At 66.8% G+C, this 21,413-nt stretch carries 22 protein-coding genes; 14 read left to right on the forward strand and 8 right to left on the reverse strand.

All coding sequences use genetic code 11. The features are described from left to right. Positions 1-13 precede the first annotated feature (13 nt). Positions 14-841 (forward strand): class I SAM-dependent methyltransferase, encoded by an 828-nt coding sequence (locus ACNQVK_RS08155; protein WP_418029111.1) that lies wholly within the window; start codon positions 14-16, stop codon positions 839-841. On the opposite strand, the gene ACNQVK_RS08160 is transcribed toward ACNQVK_RS08155, so the two are convergent. Next, the gene (locus ACNQVK_RS08160) at positions 825-1,955 is read right to left on the reverse strand and encodes a GTP-binding protein (RefSeq protein ID WP_418029112.1); all 1,131 of its coding nucleotides are present in this window, start codon (positions 1,953-1,955) and stop codon (positions 825-827) included. The two genes, ACNQVK_RS08155 and ACNQVK_RS08160, sit on opposite strands and share 17 nt — an antisense overlap. A gap of 93 nt (positions 1,956-2,048) precedes the next feature. Here ACNQVK_RS08160 and ACNQVK_RS08165 point away from each other — a divergent pair, with 93 nt between their 5' ends. From ACNQVK_RS08165 to ACNQVK_RS08180, 4 genes are read left to right on the forward strand one after another with little or no spacing between them, the layout of a single operon-like run. Beyond that, positions 2,049-3,017, forward strand: coding sequence for a metal ABC transporter solute-binding protein, Zn/Mn family (locus ACNQVK_RS08165; protein ID WP_418034036.1), 969 nt, complete (start codon positions 2,049-2,051; stop codon positions 3,015-3,017). Next, on the forward strand, positions 3,004-3,786 hold the full coding sequence (locus ACNQVK_RS08170) for a metal ABC transporter ATP-binding protein (RefSeq protein WP_273736525.1): 783 nt from the start codon (positions 3,004-3,006) through the stop codon (positions 3,784-3,786). The genes ACNQVK_RS08165 and ACNQVK_RS08170 overlap by 14 nt, the downstream gene beginning before the upstream one ends. Next, positions 3,786-4,652 carry a metal ABC transporter permease gene (locus tag ACNQVK_RS08175; protein ID WP_418029113.1) on the forward strand — a complete coding sequence of 289 codons (867 nt, stop codon included), beginning with the start codon at positions 3,786-3,788 and terminating at the stop codon, positions 4,650-4,652. Before ACNQVK_RS08170 ends, ACNQVK_RS08175 begins: the two co-directional genes overlap by 1 nt. 11 nt (positions 4,653-4,663) lie before the next feature. Continuing rightward, positions 4,664-5,764, forward strand: a complete 1,101-nt coding sequence (locus ACNQVK_RS08180) for a LacI family DNA-binding transcriptional regulator (protein WP_418029114.1) — start codon at positions 4,664-4,666, stop codon at positions 5,762-5,764. On the opposite strand, the gene otsB is transcribed toward ACNQVK_RS08180, so the two are convergent. After that, positions 5,761-6,510 (reverse strand): trehalose-phosphatase, encoded by a 750-nt coding sequence (gene otsB, locus ACNQVK_RS08185; protein WP_418029115.1) that lies wholly within the window; start codon positions 6,508-6,510, stop codon positions 5,761-5,763. The genes ACNQVK_RS08180 and otsB overlap by 4 nt on opposite strands. A 3-nt stretch (positions 6,511-6,513) precedes the next feature. Further along, the gene (kstR, locus tag ACNQVK_RS08190) at positions 6,514-7,119 is read right to left on the reverse strand and encodes a cholesterol catabolism transcriptional regulator KstR (RefSeq protein WP_164480958.1); all 606 of its coding nucleotides are present in this window, start codon (positions 7,117-7,119) and stop codon (positions 6,514-6,516) included. A gap of 273 nt (positions 7,120-7,392) precedes the next feature. Between kstR and ACNQVK_RS08195 the strand changes: the two genes are divergently transcribed. Further along, entirely contained in the window at positions 7,393-9,522 is a 2,130-nt protein-coding gene (locus tag ACNQVK_RS08195) for an acyl-CoA dehydrogenase (protein ID WP_418029116.1), read from the forward strand. On the opposite strand, the gene ACNQVK_RS08200 is transcribed toward ACNQVK_RS08195, so the two are convergent. After that, positions 9,519-10,133, reverse strand: a complete 615-nt coding sequence (locus ACNQVK_RS08200) for a TetR/AcrR family transcriptional regulator (protein WP_418029117.1) — start codon at positions 10,131-10,133, stop codon at positions 9,519-9,521. The genes ACNQVK_RS08195 and ACNQVK_RS08200 overlap by 4 nt on opposite strands. 60 nt (positions 10,134-10,193) lie before the next feature. Here ACNQVK_RS08200 and ACNQVK_RS08205 point away from each other — a divergent pair, with 60 nt between their 5' ends. Next, positions 10,194-10,709 carry a hypothetical protein gene (locus ACNQVK_RS08205; protein ID WP_418029118.1) on the forward strand — a complete coding sequence of 172 codons (516 nt, stop codon included), beginning with the start codon at positions 10,194-10,196 and terminating at the stop codon, positions 10,707-10,709. On the opposite strand, the gene ACNQVK_RS08210 is transcribed toward ACNQVK_RS08205, so the two are convergent. Both ACNQVK_RS08210 and ACNQVK_RS08215 read right to left on the reverse strand, forming a co-directional pair. Continuing rightward, positions 10,638-11,213 carry a hypothetical protein gene (locus ACNQVK_RS08210; RefSeq protein ID WP_418029119.1) on the reverse strand — a complete coding sequence of 192 codons (576 nt, stop codon included), beginning with the start codon at positions 11,211-11,213 and terminating at the stop codon, positions 10,638-10,640. The two genes, ACNQVK_RS08205 and ACNQVK_RS08210, sit on opposite strands and share 72 nt — an antisense overlap. Before the next feature lie 22 nt (positions 11,214-11,235). Next, entirely contained in the window at positions 11,236-12,303 is a 1,068-nt protein-coding gene (locus ACNQVK_RS08215) for a ferredoxin--NADP reductase (protein ID WP_205264857.1), read from the reverse strand. Between the two features lie 168 nt (positions 12,304-12,471). Between ACNQVK_RS08215 and hsaA the strand changes: the two genes are divergently transcribed. The 5 genes from hsaA (at position 12,472) to ACNQVK_RS08240 (ending at position 17,697) form a co-directional block, all read left to right on the forward strand. Then, positions 12,472-13,662, forward strand: a complete 1,191-nt coding sequence (hsaA, locus tag ACNQVK_RS08220; protein WP_418029120.1) for a 3-hydroxy-9,10-secoandrosta-1,3,5(10)-triene-9,17-dione monooxygenase oxygenase subunit — start codon at positions 12,472-12,474, stop codon at positions 13,660-13,662. Between the two features lie 3 nt (positions 13,663-13,665). Further along, complete coding sequence (gene hsaD / locus ACNQVK_RS08225; protein ID WP_418029121.1) at positions 13,666-14,541, forward strand: 4,5:9,10-diseco-3-hydroxy-5,9,17-trioxoandrosta-1(10),2-diene-4-oate hydrolase; 876 nt, start codon at positions 13,666-13,668, stop codon at positions 14,539-14,541. 26 nt (positions 14,542-14,567) lie between these two features. Beyond that, positions 14,568-15,443, forward strand: coding sequence for an iron-dependent extradiol dioxygenase HsaC (hsaC, locus tag ACNQVK_RS08230; protein WP_418034038.1), 876 nt, complete (start codon positions 14,568-14,570; stop codon positions 15,441-15,443). A 2-nt stretch (positions 15,444-15,445) separates the two neighbouring features. Beyond that, a complete protein-coding gene (gene hsaB, locus ACNQVK_RS08235; RefSeq protein ID WP_418029122.1) occupies positions 15,446-16,012 on the forward strand; it encodes a 3-hydroxy-9,10-secoandrosta-1,3,5(10)-triene-9,17-dione monooxygenase reductase subunit in 567 nt (188 codons plus the stop codon). Between the two features lie 209 nt (positions 16,013-16,221). Beyond that, positions 16,222-17,697 (forward strand): hypothetical protein, encoded by a 1,476-nt coding sequence (locus tag ACNQVK_RS08240; protein ID WP_418029123.1) that lies wholly within the window; start codon positions 16,222-16,224, stop codon positions 17,695-17,697. 114 nt (positions 17,698-17,811) lie between these two features. On the opposite strand, the gene ACNQVK_RS08245 is transcribed toward ACNQVK_RS08240, so the two are convergent. After that, positions 17,812-19,242, reverse strand: a complete 1,431-nt coding sequence (locus ACNQVK_RS08245) for a hypothetical protein (protein ID WP_418029124.1) — start codon at positions 19,240-19,242, stop codon at positions 17,812-17,814. Between the two features lie 367 nt (positions 19,243-19,609). Between ACNQVK_RS08245 and ACNQVK_RS08250 the strand changes: the two genes are divergently transcribed. Further along, complete coding sequence (locus ACNQVK_RS08250; protein WP_418029125.1) at positions 19,610-20,449, forward strand: mycofactocin-coupled SDR family oxidoreductase; 840 nt, start codon at positions 19,610-19,612, stop codon at positions 20,447-20,449. On the opposite strand, the gene ACNQVK_RS08255 is transcribed toward ACNQVK_RS08250, so the two are convergent. Next, the gene (locus ACNQVK_RS08255; RefSeq protein WP_418029126.1) at positions 20,442-21,035 is read right to left on the reverse strand and encodes a TetR/AcrR family transcriptional regulator; all 594 of its coding nucleotides are present in this window, start codon (positions 21,033-21,035) and stop codon (positions 20,442-20,444) included. The two genes, ACNQVK_RS08250 and ACNQVK_RS08255, sit on opposite strands and share 8 nt — an antisense overlap. 141 nt (positions 21,036-21,176) lie before the next feature. Here ACNQVK_RS08255 and ACNQVK_RS08260 point away from each other — a divergent pair, with 141 nt between their 5' ends. Then, positions 21,177-21,413: a ferredoxin gene (locus ACNQVK_RS08260; protein ID WP_418029127.1), complete on the forward strand. Its 237-nt coding sequence runs from the start codon at positions 21,177-21,179 to the stop codon at positions 21,411-21,413.

Here is a 21,413-nt window from a genome sequence, read left to right on the forward strand (position 1 = left end):
CGAGAATGTCGGTATGGCGATCGATGCCGACGCGGACGGGCGGTACTTCGCCGCAGACTACGAAGCGACGCAGGAGCGGGAGCGCCTGCAGCGGCTGGAAGCACTGGGCGATCCACGGACCATCCGCACCTTCGACACCATCGGGGTCGGTCCGGGCTGGCGTTGTCTAGAAGTCGGCGCGGGAGGGGGATCGGTCGCACGGTGGCTCGGCGGCCGCGTGGGACCCACCGGCCATGTCGTCGCCGTCGACCTGGATCCGAGGTTCCTGGACGACCTGCCCGCGCTGGGGATCGAGGTACGTCGCTGCGACATCACCCGTGACGAGATCGAGCCGGCCGCATACGACCTCGTGCACTGCCGCGTCCTGATGGTGCACATGGCCGATCCGCCCGCGGTACTGCGCCGCATGGTGGCCGCGCTGCGGCCGGGAGGTTGGCTGGTGGTCGAGGAGCCCGACTACAGCACCGCCCGATCACTCACCCCGGATCACCCGTCGACGGCGGGCTTTCATACCTACCTGCGCGCGCGTCACGAGTTTCTGGTCGCCGCAGGGGTGATGGATCTGCACTACGGCGCACGCCTGCCGGCCCACGTCGACGAGCTGGGCCTGGACGCCAGGGGCAACGACGTCGGCTCGACGACGGAGCAGGGCGGAAGCGTGAAATCAGGATTTCTCGTGGAGAGTTTCGCAAAGCTCGACGACGTCATGATCGACGGCGGGGTCGTCACCGAGTCGGTCCTGGCCGACGCCCGTCGGGCCATGGCGGACCCGACGTTCGTCTACCGGTCACCGACGATGTACTCGGTGTGGGGGCGTAAGCCCGTCAGTGTGCGTGAGTGACGTTCCAGGCAGGCAGCGGATCGGGATAGCCGGCCCAGGCCCGTTCGCCCTCGGCCAGTTCCGCATCGGTCAGCAGGGCCCCGTCGAGTAGCCGGTGGATGTTGTCCCGGTCGAGCTTGATCCCGATGAACACGATCTCCTGACCCGGTGCGATCTCGGTGCGCGACCAGTACTGCGCGGGCTCGATCGCCAGGTTCGGCCCGGCCTGTGACCAGATGGCGGCGATCGTCGGGCGGCTGGCGATCCAGCAGAATCCCTTGCTGCGCAACACCCTTGTGACCTGACCGAGCGCGTCACCGAGGCGCTGGGGGTGAAACGGCCGGTCGGAGCGGAAGGTCATCGAGCTGATGCCGTACTCCTCGGTTTCGGGTGTGTGCCCGTCGGCGATCTCCTCGTCCCAGCCCGGGGTCTGGGCGGCGGCCTCCGGGTCGAACAGCCCGGTGCCCAGCACCTCGCCGATGTCGACCACGCCATGGTCGGTCCGGATCAGCTTGGCGGTCGGATTCAGCCTGCGCAGCAGTGTTTGGACGGTGTCGAGGGTTGCCGGGCTGACCAGGTCGGTCTTGTTGAGCAGGATGACGTCGGCGAACTCCACCTGATCGGTGAGCAGGTCGGCGATGCTGCGGGCATCGCCCGGACCCGCCGTCATCTCGCGCTCGGCCAGCGCTTCGCCCCGGGCCAACTCGGTCAGGAAGGTCGACGCGTCGACGACGGTCACCAGTGTGTCCAGCCGCGCGAGTGTGCCCAGGCTGAAGCCGTCCTCGAATTCCCAGCTGAAGGTGGCCGCGACGGGCATGGGTTCGGAGATCCCTGTCGACTCGATCACCAACTGGTCGAACCGGTTCTGTCGCGCCAGCGCGCCGACGGCTTCCACCAGGTCCTCGCGCAAGGTGCAGCAGATGCAGCCGTTGGTCAGCTCGACGAGCTTCTCCTCCGTGCGGTCGAGGTGCCCCTGCCCGGCGATGAGCGCGGCGTCGATGTTGACCTCGCTCATGTCGTTGACGATCACGGCGACGCGCCTGCCGTCCCGGTTCGCCAGGATGTGGTTCAACAGCGTGGTCTTCCCGGCGCCGAGGAAGCCGGACAACACGGTGACGGGCAGCAAATCGGACATCGCACTCCTTAATGAAAACGATTTTCAATAAATCATCATCCGGGCGTGCATCCGCTAATGCAAACGGTTATCGTTATCGCCGTGCTCTCGCCCATGAATCTCCGCGCCGTGGCCACCGCGTTCCTGCTGGCCACCCCATTCGCCCTGGCCGCTTGCGGCTCCGATGAGGCCAAGCAGCCCGAGTCCGCGGGGAACTGCGTGACCACGCCGGTCAACGTGGTCGTCAGCGTCGACCAGTGGGGCGACATCGTCTCCGCGCTGGGCGGTGACTGCGCCAAGGTGACCACGGTGCTGGCCGGGTCATCGGTCGATCCGCACGACTTCGAGCCCTCGCCCGCGGATGCGGCCAAGTTCCAGGGCGCGCAGTTGGTGGTCATCAACGGTGGGCACTACGACGAGTGGGCCGCCAAACTGGCCCAGAGCACGGCGCCGGACGCCGTCGTCGTCTCCGCGATCGGGGCGGGCGATGACGACCATGACCATGACCATGACCACGGCGACGCGGACGGGGGGCATGCCCACGAGCACTCGAACAACCCGCACGCCTGGTACAGCCCCGCTGCGGTGAACGGCGTCGCCGACACCATCACCGAGGAACTGGGCCAGTTGGCTCCCGACGCGCGCGACTACTTCGCGCAGCGCCGCACCGAGTTCACCACCTCGATGCAGCCCTACCAACAGCTGATCACCGACATCAAGGCCAAGGCCACCGGTAAGCGCTACGCCGCCACCGAAACGGTGTTCGACGACATGGCGGCCGCGGTCGGCCTGGTCAATGCGACACCCGCGGGCTACCAGGCCGCGTCGTCCAACGAGACCGACCCGTCGCCGGCCGACCTGGACGCGTTCCTGCGTCTGCTCGCCGACCGCGGCGTCGACGTGCTGATCTACAACACCCAGACCGAGGGCTCGCTGCCCAAGCAGATCCGGGCCGCCGCCGAGAGCGCGGGAATCCCGGTTGTCGATGTCACCGAAACGGTGGCGCCGGGAGCGGATTCGTTCGAGGCTTGGCAGGTGAACCAATTGACCGCCCTTGCCAAGGCTCTCGGTGTCCAGCAGTAGCACCGAGTCTCAACCCGCCCTTGTCTTCGACGACGTCAGTGCCGTGCGCGGAGGACGGCTGATCTGGTCGGAGGGCACCTTCGAGATCCCGACCGGTGGCATCGTCGCGCTGATCGGCTCCAACGGGTCGGGCAAGTCGACGATGCTGCAGGTCATGCTGGGCCTGCTGCCCGCGGCGTCGGGTTCGGTGCGGGTGCTCGGCGGTGCACCCGGTGAGCACAACGACCTGATCGGCTACGTCCCGCAGGATTACGCCGCAGGCGCGGGCGAGGCCATCCGGGCCCGGGGCGCGGTGACCCTCGGGCTCACCGGACGGCGGTGGGGCTTCACCCGAACCTCGGCCGCCGACCGGGCCCGGGTCGACGAGGCCCTGGCGTGGGTCGAGGCGACCGGGTTCGCCAACATGCGGCTCTCGGAACTGTCCGGAGGGCAACGTCAGCGCATCGCCCTGGCCAATGCCCTTGTCGGACATCCGAAGATGCTGATCCTCGACGAACCGTTGGCCGCGCTCGACCTTCGCAACCAGCACGAGATCGTGCAGCTGCTGGCCCGGCTCAACCAGGACCTGGGCGTGACGATCCTCGTTGTCGCCCATGACCTCAACCCGCTGCTGAGTGTGCTCGACAGCGCCATCTATCTGCTCGACGGGCACGCCCACCACGCTGCCATCGACGAGGTGGTGGATGCCGAGTTGCTGACCCACCTGTACGGCACCAAGGTGCAGGTGGCCCACACCCCGCTGGGGCAGATGTACATGAGGAGCGTGTGATGTCGGCGGGTCTGCAGGCTGCGGGCACATTCGCGATGGGCTATCAGCACAACTGGTGGCAGATCCTGACTTCGGCATTCATGCGGAATGCGTTGATCGGCGGCACGCTGGTGGCGCTGGCCGCCGGGCTGATCGGCTATTTCGTCATCGTGCGCAACACCGCTTTCGCCGCCCACGCTCTGGCCCACATCGGTCTACCCGGCGCCACCGGTGCGGCGCTGCTCGGGCTTCCGGTCGGGATGGGCCTGTTGGCGTTCTGCGTCGGCGGGGCCCTGGTGATCGGGGCGCTGGGCAGCCGGGCCCACGATCGCGAGGTTGCCACCGGCACGGTGCTGGCCCTGGCCACCGGTTTCGGTCTGTTCTTCAACTCGTTGGCGACGAAGAACTCGTCCACGCTGACCAACGTGTTGTTCGGCAACCTGCTGGCCATCACGCATCAGCAGTTGCTGAACTTCACCGCGCTGCTGCTCTTGTTGGCCGCCACGGTCGTATTCGTCTTCCGCCCATTGCTGTTCGCGTCCGTCAACCCGCAGGTGGCCGAGGCCAAAGGGGTGCCGGTACGCGTGCTGTCGGTCTTGTTCATGGTCCTGCTGGGGATCGCGGTGACGATGGCGGTGCTGGCCGTGGGCACTCTGCTGTTGTTCGCGCTCGTCGTCACCCCGGCTGCCACGGCAATCATGGTGACGGCCCGGCCGATCCTCGCGATGGCGATCTCGACCGGCATCAGCGTCATCTCGGTGTGGGCCGGGCTGGCGGTGTCCGCAATCTTCAACATGCCGCCGAGCTTCGTGATCGTCACGATCGCCTGCGGATTCTGGCTGGCGGTCTGGACGGTTGACCGGGTGAGGAATTCAGCAATCCACTAGCCTCGGAAAGCATGCCAAGGAGTCCCCACCCGCCACGGCGGGCCACCCTGGCTTCGTTGGCGGCCGAACTGAAGGTTTCTCGCACCACCATCTCCAACGCCTACAACCGACCTGACCAGTTGTCCGCCGAGCTTCGCGACCGGATCTTCGATGCGGCCAAGAGGCTGGGCTATGCCGGGCCGGACCCGGTGGCGCGCTCGTTACGGACCCGCAAGGCCGGCGCTGTGGGGTTGATCATCACCGAGGCGCTCAACTACTCGTTCAGTGATCCCGCCGCGTTGGATTTCGTTGCCGGACTTGCCGAATCCTGCGAAGCGGTGGGGCAGGGGCTGCTCCTGGTGGCGATCGGGCCCAACCGCAGTTTCGAGGACGGTTCGGCGGCGGTGCTCGCGGCGGGCGTCGACGGGTTCGTGGTGTACTCGGCCTCCGACGACGATCCGTATCTGCCGGTGGTGCGTCAGCGTCAGTTGCCGGTCGTGGTGGTGGATCAGCCCAAGGACGTTCACGGGGTGTCCCGGGTCAGCATCGACGACCGCGGCGCGATGCGGAGGCTGGCCGAACATGTGCTGGATCTGGGCCATCGCGACATCGGCCTGCTGACGATGCGGCTGGGCCGCGACTGGCCGCACGGCGGCACGAAACCCGCACTGGCAGATCCGGATCGGGTGTTGTCGCCGCATTTCCATGTGCAGCGCGAGCGGATTCACGGTGTGTACGACGCGATGACGGCCGCCGGACTGGCACCGGACAGGCTGACCGTGGTGGAGAGCTACGACCATCTACCGACATCCGGAGGGGCGGCTGCCGAGGTGGCGCTGGACGCCAATCCCCGCATCACCGCGCTGATGTGCACCGCCGACGTGCTGGCCCTGTCGGCCATGGATTATCTGCGCTCCCGCGGTATCTACGTGCCGGGGGAGATGACGGTGACGGGTTTCGACGGGGTGCCGGAGGCGTTGCGCCGCGGCCTGTCCACCGTGGTGCAGTCCAGTTTGGCCAAGGGACGGCGCGCCGGCGAGTTGCTGCACAATCCGCCGCGGTCGGGGCTTCCGGTGATCGACGTGCTCCCCACCGAGGTGGTGCGCGGGCGGACGTCGGGCCCGCCGGCCTAGTTCGCCGCGCGCGCCCGCAACAGGTACTTCAGCGCTGCCACAACGTCTTCGGGCTCGTCGACCCGGTACCCGGCCAGGGTCTCGCCCGGTCCCACCTTGACGCCGACGTCGCCTTCGCGCAACCGGCGGAACGCCTTCTCGTCGGTGACGTCGTCGCCGAAGTAGATCACCGCCGACGCGCGGTGCTGATCGCGCAGGATGTCGATCGCCTCGCCCTTGTCGGTGGTGATCACCGCGAACTCGAGCACGGCCTTGCCCTTGGTCAGCTGCGCATCCCACGCCTGTGCGGATCGGAGTGCCTGCGCGGACGCGGCTTCGGCGTCGCCGGGTTCGGCGTTGCGGACGTGCAGGGCCACGCTCGCGGGTTTGAGTTCGACGGTCACGCCCGGTCGGGTCGCGGCGATCGCGGTGAGTTCGGTGGCGATCCGGTCGAGCAGGGCACGGTCGATGGGATGGGCGAATCCGGAGTCGAATTCGGCGCCGTGGCTGCCGACCATGTGCACGGCCGCGGGCATCCCGGACAGCTCCCGCAGCACCTCCAGCGCGCGGCCGGAGATCAGGGCGGTCGAAGTGTCACGACATTGCGACAGCGCCACGAGCGCTTCGGCGCCCTCGCGCAGCGGGCGCGCGTCGGCGGGGTTGTTGACGATCGGGGCCAGGGTGCCGTCGAAATCCGAGGTGATGAGCAGCCGGGGGACCTTTGCGGCCCGGGTCAGTGCGTCCTGAAGGTCGGCGGGAAGGCTCACCCGCTAGATCTTAGGTTTGTCCTCGGCGCCGATCAGCAGCCGCACGGCCAGGTCGAGTCGCTTGCTGACGTCGGTGGCAGAGGCCCGCCGGGTCAGCCACGCCAGCAGGTTGGACAGCCACACGTCCGAGATGACCCGGGCGATGTGGTACTGGTCCTCGGTCGGCTCGCCGTCGCTCATGGCCCGGGCGAACATCGAGTCCATCAGCTTGCCGACGTGGTCGACCTCGCCCGCGGCGGATGCGTCGGCGAAGACGAAGGCCCGCGTCATCGCCTCGGTGAGTAGGGGATTGCGCTGCATGGCCCGGTTCAGCTTGCCGACCATGAAGCTCAGCCGCTGATAGGGGGTGCCGCCGGCGAGTGCGGCGCGGTCGGTCTTGGCGTCGATGCGCTCGAACTCCCGGCCGAGGGCGGACACCAGGAGGTGGACCTTGGAGGGGAAGTAGCGGTAGAGCGTGCCGACGGCAACATCGGCGCGCTCGGCCACGGCGCGCATCTGGACGGCTTCGTAGCCGCCCTTGGAGGCGATGGCCAGGGTCGCGTCCAGGATGCGCTTGCGGCGCTCCCGCTGTGCTTCGGAGCCGAGTTCGGATTCGGCGAGGACTGCCACGTTCAGAACCTCACGCGGTCGGGTGTCCGACCCGGACGATTCGCTGCCTGCCTGCTGTGGTGCGCTGGACATGCGGTGTGTGGCCCCCTCTCGGCGCGTACCTCATCGAAAACGATACGCACGGCGATCTCCTTCTACGCACCTCCGCGCCGGTAAACACACGGACGTGTCCTGCTGTGATGCGGGTCGACTTGACGGTCGAACACTGTCACCATTAGAACACGTTCTAGTGGGAAGCACGGACTTCTCGCTTGAGGGGCTAGGAGGTCCACCATGTCCGGCGCGTCTGCGACGATCACCGACGAGCAGTTTGCCGCCCGTGACCTGGTGCGTAGCTGGGCGGCTGCAGCTGCTACCGCTACCGCCGTCCGCGAGGGCGAACATGATGCCGATGCATGGCGCAGGCCGTTTCAGGGTCTCGCCGAACTAGGGATCTTCAGCGTTGCCGTTCCGGAGGAGCAGGGCGGGGCCGGCGGCACGGTCGAGGACCTGTGCGCGATGGTCGACGAGGCCGCCGCCGCGCTGGTGCCCGGCCCGGTGGCCACCACGGCCCTGGCCACCCTGGTCGTGACCGATGAGGCCCTGCTCGAGGGCCTGATCTCGGGTGAGCGCACCGCCGGTGCGGCGCTGAGTGCCGACCTGAGTCTCGATGGCGACAAGGTGTCGGGCACCGCCGAGTACGTCCTGGGCGCCGACGCCGCCGGGGTGCTGCTGCTGCCTGCCGGCGACCGCGTGGTTCTGGTCGACGGGGGCGCCGCCGGCGTGAGTGTCGAACTGCTCACCGCAACCGACTTCTCGATGCCACTGGCCCGGGTCGTGCTCGATTCGGCGCCCGCACAGGTGCTCGAGGTCTCGCGGCAGCGGTTCGAGGACATCACCGCGACCGTGCTGGCAGCCGAGGCCGCCGGGCTGGCGCGCTGGACCCTGCAGACCGCCACCGAGTACGCCAAGGTGCGTGAGCAGTTCGGCAAGCCGATCGGCAGCTTCCAGGCGATCAAGCACATGTGTGCCGAGATGCTGCTGCGCTCCGAGCAGATTTCGGTATCGGCGGCCGACGCGGCGCGCGCGGTATCCGAATCCGATGACTCGCAGCTGTCGGTCGCCGCCGCGGTCGCGGCCGCCGCGGGCATCGACGCCGCCGAGGTCAACGCCAAGGACTGCATCCAGGTGCTCGGCGGTATCGGCATCACCTGGGAGCACGAGGCGCATCTGTATCTGCGCCGCGCATATGGGATTTCGCATGCACTCGGTGGCAGGCGCCGGTGGATCCGCCGGGTCTCCGCACTGACCCAGCAGGGCGTGCGGCGTGAGCTGCGTATCGATCTGGACTCGGTGGCGGGTCTGCGCCCGGAGATCAGTGCCGCGGTCACCGAGGTGGCCGCGCTGCCGGTGGAGAAGCGCCAGGTGGCCCTGGCCGAGTCCGGGCTGCTGGCCCCGCACTGGCCACGTCCCTACGGCCGCAACGCATCTCCGGCCGAGCAGCTGCTGATCGACCAGGAGCTCGCCGCGGCCGAGGTGGAGCGCCCGGATCTGGTGATCGGCTGGTGGGCGGTGCCGACCATCCTGGAGCACGGCAGCCCCGAACAGATCGACCAGTTCGTACCGGCCACGCTGCGCGGTGACCTGGCCTGGTGCCAGCTGTTCTCCGAGCCGGGTGCCGGCTCCGACCTGGCCGCCCTGCGCATGAAAGCTGTTCGCGCGGAAGGTCCGAACGGTGAGCCGGGCTGGAAGCTGACCGGCCAGAAGGTGTGGACCTCGGCCGCGCAGAAGGCGCACTGGGGCGTGTGCCTGGCGCGCACCGACGCCGACGCCCCGAAGCATAAAGGCATCACCTACTTCCTGATCGACATGAAGACGCCGGGCATCGTGATCCGCCCGCTGCGCGAGATCACCGGTGACGAACTGTTCAACGAGGTGTTCTTCGACGACGTGTTCGTGCCCGACGAGATGGTGGTGGGCACCGTCAACGACGGCTGGCGGCTGGCCCGCACCACGCTGGCCAACGAGCGGGTGGCGATGGCCGGCGGGACCGCGCTGGGCAATCCGATGGAGGAACTGCTCCGCACCCTCGGCGCCAAGCCGGACGTGGACCCGGCCGATCTGGACCGCCTCGGCGGGTTGATCCTGACGGCTCAGGTGGGCTCTCTGCTGGATCAGCGGATCGCCCAGCTGGCGGTCAGCGGTCAGGACACCGGCGCGCAGGCCAGCGCCCGCAAGCTGATCGGTGTGCGCTACCGCCAGACGCTGGCGGAGTTCCGGCTGGAACTGTCCGACGGCGGCGGTGTGGTGCGCAACCGCGAGGTGCACGACTTCCTCAACACGCGCTGCCTGACGATTGCCGGTGGCACCGAGCAGATCCTGCTGACCGTCGCCGGTGAGCGGTTGCTCGGCCTGCCGCGCTAGCCCCGTAGGTAACCCGCCAGCATCGCGACGATGCCGTCCTCGAGTTGTTCGGCATCGGCGGGCTTATCGCAGGCCAGTAGCCGGTGTGTCAGCGACTCGACGGTCGCGACCACCATGCGTGCCGCGAATGCGGTGTCGACCACCGCCACGTCGGAGTGGCTGTCCAGCAAGGCTTTTGCCGCGCTGACGGCGTCCTCTTCGGTGTGGTGCAGCCGGTTCAGCAGGCCCGGCGATCGAGGAGCCTCTTCGAACAGCACGCGGTGCAGGCGGGTGTCATCGCGGTGGTTGTCGATGGTCGCCCGGACGAACAGCCGAAGCAGGTCTTCGAGTGACTCGGGCAGGCCTTCGGCCGTGCGCTCGCGCAGCAGCGCCGCACCGGCGTCGACATGTGCGTCGGTGAGCGCCGACAGGATCGCGTCCTTGTTCGGGAAGTACTGATACAGCGAGCCGATCGACAGATCCGCTGCTTCGGCGATGCGGTTGGTGGTGCCCGCGGCGTACCCGTACTCGGCGAAAATGCGAGCCGCCGCGTCGAGGATGGCCTGCCGGGTTTCGACGGCGCGTTGCTGTCTGGGCTGCTTACGGGGCCGGAATCGGTCGGTCGGGGTCATCGTCGCCTCCGCGCGAAAAGCGAGTAGTCAGCCGCTGCGCGGCTCTCGAAAATTGGTGACATGCAGCGCATCCACGTTGAAACGATTCTGCCCGCCGACACCGAACGGGTGTGGCAGGCCATGCAGCAGGTCCCGACATTTCTCTACGTCTGCCGCGGTCTGTTCGGCGTGCCGGCTCTGGCCGGCCGTACCGAACCGTTCAAGGCCGGAGACCAGGGCACCGGTTGGCTGTTCGCCTTCCACCTGATCCCGGCCTACCGGCACACCATCGAGGTTCTCGCGGTCGACGACGGCACCCGCACGATCCGCACCCACGAGTACGGCGGGGTGCTGCGCTCGTGGGACCACACCCTGCACGTCGAACCGGTCACCGATGAGTCGTGCCGGTACAGCGACACCGTCGAGATCGACGCCGGCCGGCTCACTTCCGTGGTGGTGATGCTTGCCCGCGGGATCTACGCCTACCGGCACCGCCGGTGGCGCAAGCTCGTGGACAGGCACATGTCAGAAGCCGGTCTGGGTGCAGGCGGTCGGCGTGGTCAGGTTGACCCCTCCGAAGACCACCTGGATCACTGAGCAGATGATGAACTGGTCCTTCGTGTTGGGCTGGCCGGTCCGCCACTCGGTGGGGGTCGACACGCCCTCGACGCGGAATCGCTCGAGCGGTCCGCCGCCGAAGTAGGTCGCCGAGATCTCGACCTTGTTGACCGACCGGTACAGCTTCGACAGCACGTTGTCGTGGTTGGAGCCCTTGATCTCCCTGGGCATTCCGGCCGGCGCGCTGTAGGAGGCCTCCTGCCAGGTGTCCTTGTTGGTGCTGCGCAGCGTGATGGTCTGCCGCGCCCACGCGTCACCCGGGAAACCGATGGGGCCGTCCGGCGTGAGCAGGTTGGCCTGAGTGTTGAACGTGCACTGTGTGCCCGCGCAGTCGGCGCTGACGTGCATCTCGATGTCGCCCTGTGGGCTGGGAACCGAGGTGACGGCCGAGTTCGCGGCGGCCGAGGCCGACGCCGGGAGGGTCAGCGCAGCCGCGGTCAGCACCGCCGCCGCGCTCGCTGCGAAGAGCCTGTTGATCGTCATCGTCAAGAAAGGTATCCGCTCGTTACTCGTCGTAGGTGACTTCGACCGAATCCGACACCGGCGTGGCCTGGCAACCCAGGATCAGGCCCTCGTCGAGATCGGATGGTTCGAGCACGTCGTTGATCTTCATCTCGACGTCCCCGGACTTCTTGAGTACCGCGCATGCGCCGCAATGGCCTTCGCGGCAGGAGAACGGTGCGTCCAGCCCCTTGTCCAGCAGGACGTCGAGCAGCGTGGCCGAGCGCGGCCAGCGGACCTCGTGGGTGGTGCCGTCCAGCGTGACGATCGCGGTGGCCGGCCCCTGGTCGCTGTCATCTTCTTCGATCACCACGGCGGCGAACGGGTCGGAGTCCAGCGACTTGAACACCTCGATGTGGATGCGCTCGTCGGCGGCACCGGCCTGCTGCAGCGCCTGCTCGGCGGCGGCCATGAACGGTCCGGGCCCGCAGATGAAGGCCTCGCGAGCGGCGTAGGGCGCGACGAGCCCGGCCAGCGCGGCGGGGCTGGGCAGCCCCTGCACGGTCTCCAGCCAGTGCACGACGGTGAACCGGTCGGGGTACTTGGCCGCCAGCTCGCGCAGGGTCGCGCCGAAGATGACCGAGTTCTCGTCGCGGTTGGCGTACACGAGGACGACGTTGCCGCTGCCCTCGGCGAGGGCGGACTTGCAGATCGCCATCATCGGGGTGATGCCGCTGCCCGCGGCCAGCAGCAGGAAGTCGGTGTCGAGATTCTTGGGCACGAACGTCCCGGACGGGGCCAGCACATGCATCCGCATCCCGGCGTGTGCGTTGTCGCACAGCCAGTTCGACGCGTAGCCGTCGACGGTCCGCTTGACCGTGACGGTCAGCTGATCGTCGGTCACCGGCGAGCTGGACAGCGAGTAACAACGGGCCACCGAGCCGGTGCGATCGCTCGGTACCCGCAGGGTCAGGAACTGCCCCGGGGCGTAGCGGAGTTTTTCGGAAGGGATCACCGGGTCTCCTGGACCGCTCGGTACGCAGAACACCAGGGACCGCGCATCGGCCGTCTCCTCGATGACCGCACTCACCTGCAGTTCGAGGACATGGCTGCCCAGTGGCTCATCAGTCACGGCTGGACCCTTTCTTCGCTCATAACTAGAACATGTTACAAAAACGTACTTGCCCTGGTCCAGCCCACCATTGCAAGGCGCTACTCGACACAAATCGTAACGTGTTCTAATCTCTGTCTAGGCGGTCAGCTCGCGCTTATCGCAGTCCGAATCTTGGGAGGCATTTCCGTGACATCCATTGAACAGCGTGACGTGCAGGCGGTTCTGGCCGGCATCGATGAACTGTTGCCGACGCTGCGTGAGCGCGCTCAGGAGACCGAGGATCTGCGCAAGCTGCCCGATGCGAACGTGAAGGCGCTGGAAGACGTTGGTTTCTTCAAGCTGCTGCAGCCCGAACAGTGGGGTGGCCTGCAGTGCGACCCGACTGTCTTCTACGAGGCGGTCCGGCGGCTGGCCAGCGCCTGTGGTTCCACCGGCTGGGTGGCCGGCATCATCGGCGTGCACAACTGGCACCTGGCCCTGTTCGATCAGCGGGCTCAGGAAGATGTCTGGGGCGAGGACACCGCGGTTCGGATCTCCTCCTCCTACGCCCCGATGGGTGCCGGCGTGGTGACCGAGACCGGTGACGGCTACATCGTCAACGGCTCCTGGAACTGGTCATCGGGTTGCGACCACGCCACCTGGGCGTTCCTGGGTGGCCCGGTCATCAAGGACGGCCGGCCGGTCGACTTCGGCAGCTTCCTGATCCCGATCAGCGACTACAAGATCGACGACGTCTGGAACGTGGTCGGCCTGCGCGGCACCGGCAGCAACACCGTCGTGGTCAAGGACGCTTTCGTGCCCAAGCACCGCTTCCTGTCCTACAAGGCAATGAACGACGGCACCGCCGGCGGCTACGAGACCAACACCGCTCCCGTGTACAAGATGCCGTGGGGCACAATCCATCCCACCACCATCTCCACCCCGATCGTGGGCATGGCCTACGGCGCCTACGACGCGCACGTCGAGCACCAGGGCAAGCGTGTCCGTGCGGCCTTCGCCGGCGAGAAGGCCAAGGACGATCCGTTCGCCAAGATCCGGATCGCCGAGGCCGCCAGCGACATCGACGCCGCCTGGCGTCAGCTGTCCGGCAACGTCGCCGAAGAGTACGCGCTGCTGGTCGCCGGCGAGGAGATCCCGTTCGAGCTGCGGGCCCGCGCCCGTCGCGATCAGGTGCGAGCCACCGGCCGGTCGATCGCCTCGATCGACCGCCTCTTCGAGGCCTCGGGGGCCACCGCGCTGTCCAATGACGCTCCGGTGCAGCGGTTCTGGCGTGACGCGCACGCCGGCCGCGTGCACGCCGCCAACGATCCCGAGCGTGCCTACCTGATCTTCGGCAACAACGAGTTCGGCCTGCCCCCGGCCGACACGATGGTCTGATACATGACCGCCACCCAGGAGATCACCTTCGAATCCACCTCGCGCTTTGCCGATGTGCAGGCCGGGGATCTGGCCATGCGGTTGCACTACCACGAGGCCGGTGACCCGACGGCGCAGACCATCGTGCTGCTGCACGGCGGCGGGCCCGGTGCGTCCAGCTGGTCGAACTTCGGCCGCAACATCGCCGTGCTCGCGGAGAAGTACCACGTGCTGGCCATCGACCAGCCCGGCTATGGCCTGTCGGACAAGCACACCGAGCACGAGCAGTACAACCGCTACAGCGCCAAGGCAGTGCTCGGCCTGCTCGACAGGCTGGAGATCACGGGCCGTGTCCCGCTGCTGGGCAACTCGCTCGGCGGCGGCACCGCGGTCCGCTTCGCGCTGGACTACCCGGACCGGGCGGGCAAGCTCATCCTGATGGGCCCCGGCGGACTCAGCGTCAACCTGTTCGCGCCGGACCCGACCGAGGGCGTCAAGGCGCTCGCCAAGTTCAACTTCGAGCCGACGCGCGAGAACCTCGAAGCCTTCATCCGGATCATGGTTTTCGACCAGAAGCTGGTCACCCCTGAGCTGGTCGACGAGCGGTTCGCGATCGCGAGCACGCCGGAGTCGCTGGCCGCTACCCGTGCGATGGGTAAGTCGTTCGCCGGTGCGGACTTCGAGCTCGGCATGATGTGGCGCGAGGTGTACAAGCTGCGCCAGCCGGTGCTGTTGATCTGGGGCCGGGAGGACCGGGTCAATCCGCTCGATGGCGCACTGGTCGCCGTCAAGCAGATTCCGCGGGTACAACTGCACGTCTTCGGGCAGTGTGGACATTGGGCTCAGGTCGAGAAGTTCGACGAGTTCAACAAGCTCACCATCGATTTCCTGGGAGGCTGACCGTGAGCATCAAGGCACTCGGCTACATGCGCATCGAGGCCACCGACGTGGCCGCGTGGCGCCAGTTCGGTGTGAAAGTGCTCGGCATGGTTGAGGGCGAGGGGTCCATCCCGGACGCGCTCTACCTGCGGATGGACGATTTCGCGGCTCGCCTGGTGATCGTGCCCGGCGACCAGGACCGGCTGTTGGTCTCCGGCTGGGAGGTTGCCGACGCCCCTGCGCTGCAGATCCTGCGCGAGAGCCTGTCCAAGGCCGGCGTCGATTTCGCCGAGGGCACCAGGGACGAGATCCGCGAACGCCGGGTCGAGGGCTTCATCCGGTTCTCCGATCCGGCCGGCAACGTCCTGGAGGCGTTCTACGGTGCGCAGTACCTGGGCCGCCGGTTCGTCAGCCCGTACGGCCACAAGTTCGTCACCGAAGAGCAGGGCCTCGGGCACGTGGTGCTGACCTGCAACGACGATGCCGCAGCGCAGGCGTTCTACCAGGACGTGCTTGGCTTCAGGCTCCGCGACTCGATGCAGCTGCCCCCGCAGCTCGCGGGTCGCCCGGCCGACGGCGATCCGGTCTGGCTGCGTTTCTACGGCTGCAACCCGCGCCATCACGCGCTGGCTTTCATGCCGATGCCCAACCCGACCGGCATCGTGCACCTGATGGTCGAGGTGGAGAACTCCGACGACGTCGGCCTGTGCCTGGATCGCGCCAACCGCCGGAACGTCAAGATGTCGGCGACGCTGGGCCGGCACATCAACGACAAGATGCTGTCCTTCTACATGAAGACCCCGGGTGGGTTCGACATGGAATTCGGTTGTGAGGGACTCGAAGTCGAGGACGAGAGCTGGATCGCCCGGGAGAGCGTCGGGATCAGTCTCTGGGGCCACGACTTCTCCGTGGGCTTCAAGTAAACATGTCGGCTCCCGCAATCGACCCGCGCACATTCCGAAATGTGCTCGGCCAGTTCTGCACCGGCGTCACGGTCATCACGACCTTTCACGACGACGTGCCGATCGGCTTCGCCTGCCAGTCGTTTGCCGCGTTGTCGCTCGACCCGCCGCTGGTGTTGTTCTGCCCCACCAAACAGTCGCGGGCGTGGCAGGCCATCGAGGCCAGTGGCAAGTTCTGCGTGAACATGCTGCACGAGAAGCAGCAGCATGTGTCGGCGCAGTTCGGCTCCAAGGCGCCGGACAAGTTCGCCGGGATCGATTGGAGTCCTTCGGAACTCGGCTCCCCGGTGATCGACGGCAGCCTCGCCCACATCGACTGCAATGTGCACTCCGTGCACGACGGCGGTGACCACTTCGTGGTGTTCGGTGCGGTGCACTCGTTGTCCGAAGTCCCCAAGCGCAAGCCCCGGCCGCTGCTGTTCTACCGCGGCGAGTACACCGGGATCGAGCCGGACAAGAACACCCCGGCGCAGTGGCGTGACGATCTTGATGCGTTCCTCACCGCCACCACGTCCGACACCTGGCTCTGACTACTTTTCATCGCTGACGCAAACTGGGCCCCCTCCTCCAAGAGGGGGCCCAGTTCGTGTTCACGTCTCGGCGCAACCCCGGAACCGGGGCCTGTCCAGCACATATTTACGCTCTCGGAAGTCAGGGTAGGCATACCTATTGATATTTAGGGAACGCTAAGCTAATTTTTGGTCGTTCCACAGTCAATTATCAGCTTTCAGGAGATTTCGTGCCCCTTCCCGCCCTCTCCTCCGGCGCCGCCCCTGCGGTGAGCCGGAAGGATCGGTTCCTTATCGCCGGCGTCGCAATGGTCAGTGCCAGCGCCATCGCGGTGACCCCGGTTGCCCAGAACTCGACGATCGTTCAGCAGGCCAAGACCCTCGCCTACGACCTGACGGCGACGATGGATGCGACCGCCTCGCCGGTCGACGTCTACGGGACGCTGGTCAGCAACACCGTCGGCAACCTCCAGTCCCTGGGCGCCGCGCTCGCGGCGAATCCGGCACCGTTCCTGAGTCAGGTGCTGGAGAACCAGCAGGGGTACGCGGCAAAGTTCGGCGCGGCGTTCGAGGCCATCCCCACCAACCTGCAGAACTGGTACAACGGCCCCAACGGCCAGGCCCGGTTGGCGCAGGCGCAGGCCGCTCTCGAGGCAGGCGACATCGGCGAGGCATACCGGTGGTTCAACCACTCCATGCTGTACGCGTTCCAGGGCGCCTTCGGTTCGCTGACCGCTCCCGGCTTCATCCTGTCGGGCACGCCGCGTGGCGGGACCGTGTACCTGGCCGGGATCCCGGAGCAGATCGCACAGAACTTCACCAAGGTGGTCGCGGCCACCTTCACCTCGAGTGTTGTCGTGAGCGCCCTGTTCCAGGGTGCCTTCGCGACGATCAGCGGCCCGACGTTCGAGCTCGCCCGCATCGCCGAGGCTGTCAGCACCAGCGTCGCGGCCGGTGACGTGCAGGGGGCCTTCAACGCCGTCGTCAACACGCCGGGGATCCTCGTCAACGCGGCGCTCAACGGATTCAAGTACTCCGACCCCGACCCCGAGACGGGCACCGGCGGCTACACCGAGTGGCCGGCCCTGCTCACCTGGGCCGAGCCCGGCGAGCAGGGAGGCGCCCGGGTGGTCGCGGGTCTGCTGCAGAACCTGCTGGTGAACATCCCCAAGACCCTCGCCAATGCCATCGACAACACCCCGGAGGTCGCTCCGACGGCGGTGCCGACGAGCGTCTCCGCTCAGCTGGTCTCCGCAGTTGCGCCCAAGGCGGCGCTGACCGAGTCGGTCGTCGAGTCGGTCAAGGAAGCGGCCCCGGCCGTCGAGGCCCCGAAGGCCGAGAGCCCGGCTGTCGAGTCCCCGAAGGTCGAAACCCCGGCTGTCGAGGCAGTAAAGGTCGAGACGCCTGCGGCCAGTGTCGTTCCGGCAGCGACCGATGCGGCCGCCACCGAGGCCGCCACGACGCCGGCGGCGACCAAGACGGTCACCGCCGACACCAAGACCACGGGCAAGACCAAGGTCACGGACCGGATCAAGGCCAAGATCAGCGAGGCCAAGGAAGCCCGGCAGGCCAAGGCCAAGGAGGCCAAGGAAGCCAAGGCCAAGGCGAAGGAAGCCAAGTCCACCGACGCCGGCAAGTCCAAGGACTCCAGCAAGTCCAAGGACTCCAGCGACTCCAAGGGAAGCTCGAGCTCCTCGTCCGAGTAGATAGCGCTGCGCGTAGCTGGGCCTCATCCGAAAGGGTGGGGCCCAGTTTCGTGTACGCCCAGACAGGACTGGGCCCCCTCCTCGCGGAGAGGGCCCAGTTGTGCTGTGCCGTGATCAGGCTGCGGACTTGTGGCCCGACTCCTTCTTGGCGTGCTTGCTCTCGCTCTTGGACACGCTCTTGTCGGAGGCCGAGCTGTCACCGGCGTCCGACGAGCCGGCCTTGCTCTTGGGGCCCTTGACCTTGTCGCTGAGCTTCTTGACGGCCGAGCTCAGCCGGCTTCCGCCGGGCTTGCCGTCGGTGCTCGACTCGGCCTTCGCGGGTTTGGCCTCTTCCGACTTGGTCTCCTCGGTTGTCGTCGTGGCAGCCGCATCGGTGGTGCTCGCAGCTGTCGCGTCGGCGGTGTCGGTGGCCGTGTCAGTCGTGGTCTTCGCGGTCAGGGCGGCCTTGGCGGCCTTGGCGGTCTTCGCAGTGGCTGCGGTCGACGCGGCCGCGACCTCGGCCGCGTCGGCGGCGTCGGTGCCGCTGCCGAGGTCGGTGACCGACGTCTCGACAGCCGCGGATGTCGTCGAATCACTCACCGGTGCAAGGGCATCCGCGACCACAGTGGCCCCGGTCGTGGAGGCCGTCGTGGCGGTCGTGTTGGTGATGGCGGCGGCGATCTTCTGCGGAATGGTGATCAGCAGCTGTGAGATCGGGCCGCCGCTGGCCCGGGTTCCCTTGGGGGAGAACAGTCCCGACCACGCTTCGGTGGTGTCGGCGTCGTTGTAGTCGAATCCGTTGAGGAACGCGTTCGCGATGATGCCGGGTGCGTTGACGATCGCGGTGACCGCGCCCGCCACATCACCCGACGACACTGCTGCCGAGATCGCATCGTTGACCCTAGATGCCTCGAACGCCGAGCCGCTCAACGGGGCGAACAGGGACTGGAAAAGGCCGTACACCAAGGTGCCCGCGCTGGATACGGCGGTGACCGCGTCGGCGAAGTTCTGTGCCATCTTCGGGGGAATGGTGAAGAGTACGTTGGCGACCGGCAGGATTGAGTTCTGCAGGCCGAACAGGAAGAACTTGTTGAAGTTGTCGTACGCGGTGTTGAAATCCCCGGCTTCCAGTGCGGTCTGGATGGCGGCCACGTAGACCTTGCCGGCGCTGCCCTCTCTACCGCCGTTCTCATACCAGTTCTGGAACGTGGTGGGGATGGCCTCGATGGCCGCGCCGATCTGTTCGGCATAGCCCTGCTGGTTCGCGGCAATCGTGCTCAGGACGGGGAACGGGTTCGCCGCGAGCTGCCCACCTAGGGTGCTGATGTTCGTGATGGTGTTGTTGAACAGCTCGCCGTAGACGTCCAGAGGCGAAGCGGTGGCATCGGCCACGAGCTGGACCGCGCGGTGCTGGGCCTCGATCAGGGCCGGGCTGGTGGCGATCGGGTTGACGGCGATGACGCCGGCGCCCAGCGCCGCGATACCGCCGACGACGAACTTGTTCATCCGGCCGCCGCCCGACCATGGCAGTGCTTGTTGCACGAAGATCTCCTCTTTCGAATACATACGCCGCCCCTGCGGCGGCGGTCAGACGTTAGCTGAGACTTACCTAAGAAACAATAGGTATGGCTAACCACACTTAGGGCAGCTATATACCTGTGAACTTCCTGTGGGTGGACGGTCTCCGGTCAGCAATCTGCGCAGGTAGGCGAGGGTGCACCCGATGGTCGACGCCCGCGATGGTGGCCGCCGGTTTGGCTATGTACCACCTGAGAGTGGGCTGAGAGGCAACCCATAACTGCGCTTACGGGGCGCCGGAATGGGCAACGGGGCGTACACGTCGTGCATTGATCGAATGATCAATCTTGCTCTTGACATAACCTCAGTAGGTGCTCATAGTTTGATCGTTCGATCAAAACGAAAGAAGGTTGCGATGGCAGGCCGGGTAGAAGGCAAGGTTGCATTCATCACGGGTGCGGCGCGCGGGCAGGGGCGCAGTCACGCGCTGCGACTGGCGCAAGAGGGTGCGGACATCATCGCTGTCGATGTGTGCCGCCCGGTTACCGATACCAGCGCGATCCCGGCATCGACCCCGGACGATTTGGCCGAGACGGCCGATCTGGTCAAGGGGCTGAACCGCCGCATCGTCACAGCGGAACTGGATGTGCGTGATTTCGGTGCGCTCAAGGCAGCTGTCGACAGCGGTGTCGAACAGCTGGGCCGGCTCGATATCGTGGTGGCCAACGCCGGTATCGGCAACGGCGGCGACACCCTGGACAAGACCAAGGAATCCGACTGGGACGACATGATCGGCGTCAATCTGTCCGGCGTCTGGAAGACCGTGAAAGCTGCTGTACCGCATCTGCTTTCCGGTGGCCGTGGCGGCTCGATCGTCCTCACCAGCTCGGTCGGCGGTCTCAAGGCGTACCCGAACACCGGACACTACATCGCGGCCAAGCACGGTGTGATCGGTCTGATGCGCAGCTTCGCGGTCGAATTGGGGCAGCACTCGATCCGGGTCAACTCGGTGTGTCCGACGAACGTGAACACCCCGATGTTCATGAACGAGGGGACGATGAAGCTGTTCCGTCCCGACCTGGAGAACCCGGGTCCTGACGACATGGCCGTGGTCGCCCAGTTGATGCACGTGCTCCCGGTCGGCTGGGTGGAGCCCGTGGATATCAGCAATGCGGTGTTGTTCCTGGCTTCCGACGAGGCCCGCTACATCACCGGCCTGCCGGTCACGGTCGACGCGGGCAGCATGCTCAAGTAGCAGCCGCCTCGCTACCGAACCGGCTCAGAAACCGCTCGACGAAGGCGCGGAACTCGGCGTGGCCCTCGGTCACGCCGACCGCCTCTTCGTTGCACAGGCTGCGGGCGGACTGGGTGAGCAGCATCGACATCACCACAGGCGGGAACTCCTCCATGTCCACACCGTGGGTGCGGAGTACGCCGGCCATGGCGGTGGCCTCGATGTCGCGGACCCGCTCGGAGTAGGCCTTGAGTTCGACGCCGATCGCCTTGCGGTGATTGGCCAGAGCCATGAACTCGGTGTTGAGCCCGGTCACCCGGGAGTCGGAGTTGATCAGCCACAGTGCCCGGAGCGGATCGTCGGTGGTGGTGGCCTCACGCAGCCGGGCCAGGGCCGCGTCGGCGCCGCTGCGCAGCACCGCGATGTACAGGTCGTCGAGGGTGTCGAAGTAGTAGTAGACCAGCGCCGACCGCACGCCGGCCACGGCCGCGATCCGCCGGGTGGTGGCCGCGGCGTACCCCTCGTCGCGGATGACCTGGGCAGTTGCCTCGATGAGGCGCTTACGGGTGCCCGCGTCCTTGTCTTTGGCCGATCGTGCCGCCGGCATCAGCGCAACCTCCGAAAACCATTGCCCGACAACAGATGTACCTGGTCGTGCGAGATCCTTGACCGCCGAAGGTCGGGGGTGGTAAGCATGAGCCATCCTAACGGTTTGATCGATTGATCAAATTATGAACTGAGGAAACCGATGCCCGAAGACATGAGCGCGACCCGGGTCCAGGTGGACGCCGGTCTGTGCGAGGGACATGCACTCTGTATCCAACTTGCCCCTGAGGTGTTCGACCTGTCTGACGACGAGGTGGCCGGCGCCGCCCCGGCAGACGGCCAGTGGGATCAACGTACCTGGGACAACGTCAAATCCGCGGTCGACGCTTGCCCGCGCCAGGCGATCAGCCTGCTCAACATCAGCACGAAAGGCCAGTGA

The sequence above is a fragment of the Mycobacterium sp. 134 genome, assembly GCF_048282715.1.
In the GTDB taxonomy this organism is placed as follows: domain Bacteria; phylum Actinomycetota; class Actinomycetes; order Mycobacteriales; family Mycobacteriaceae; genus Mycobacterium; species Mycobacterium septicum.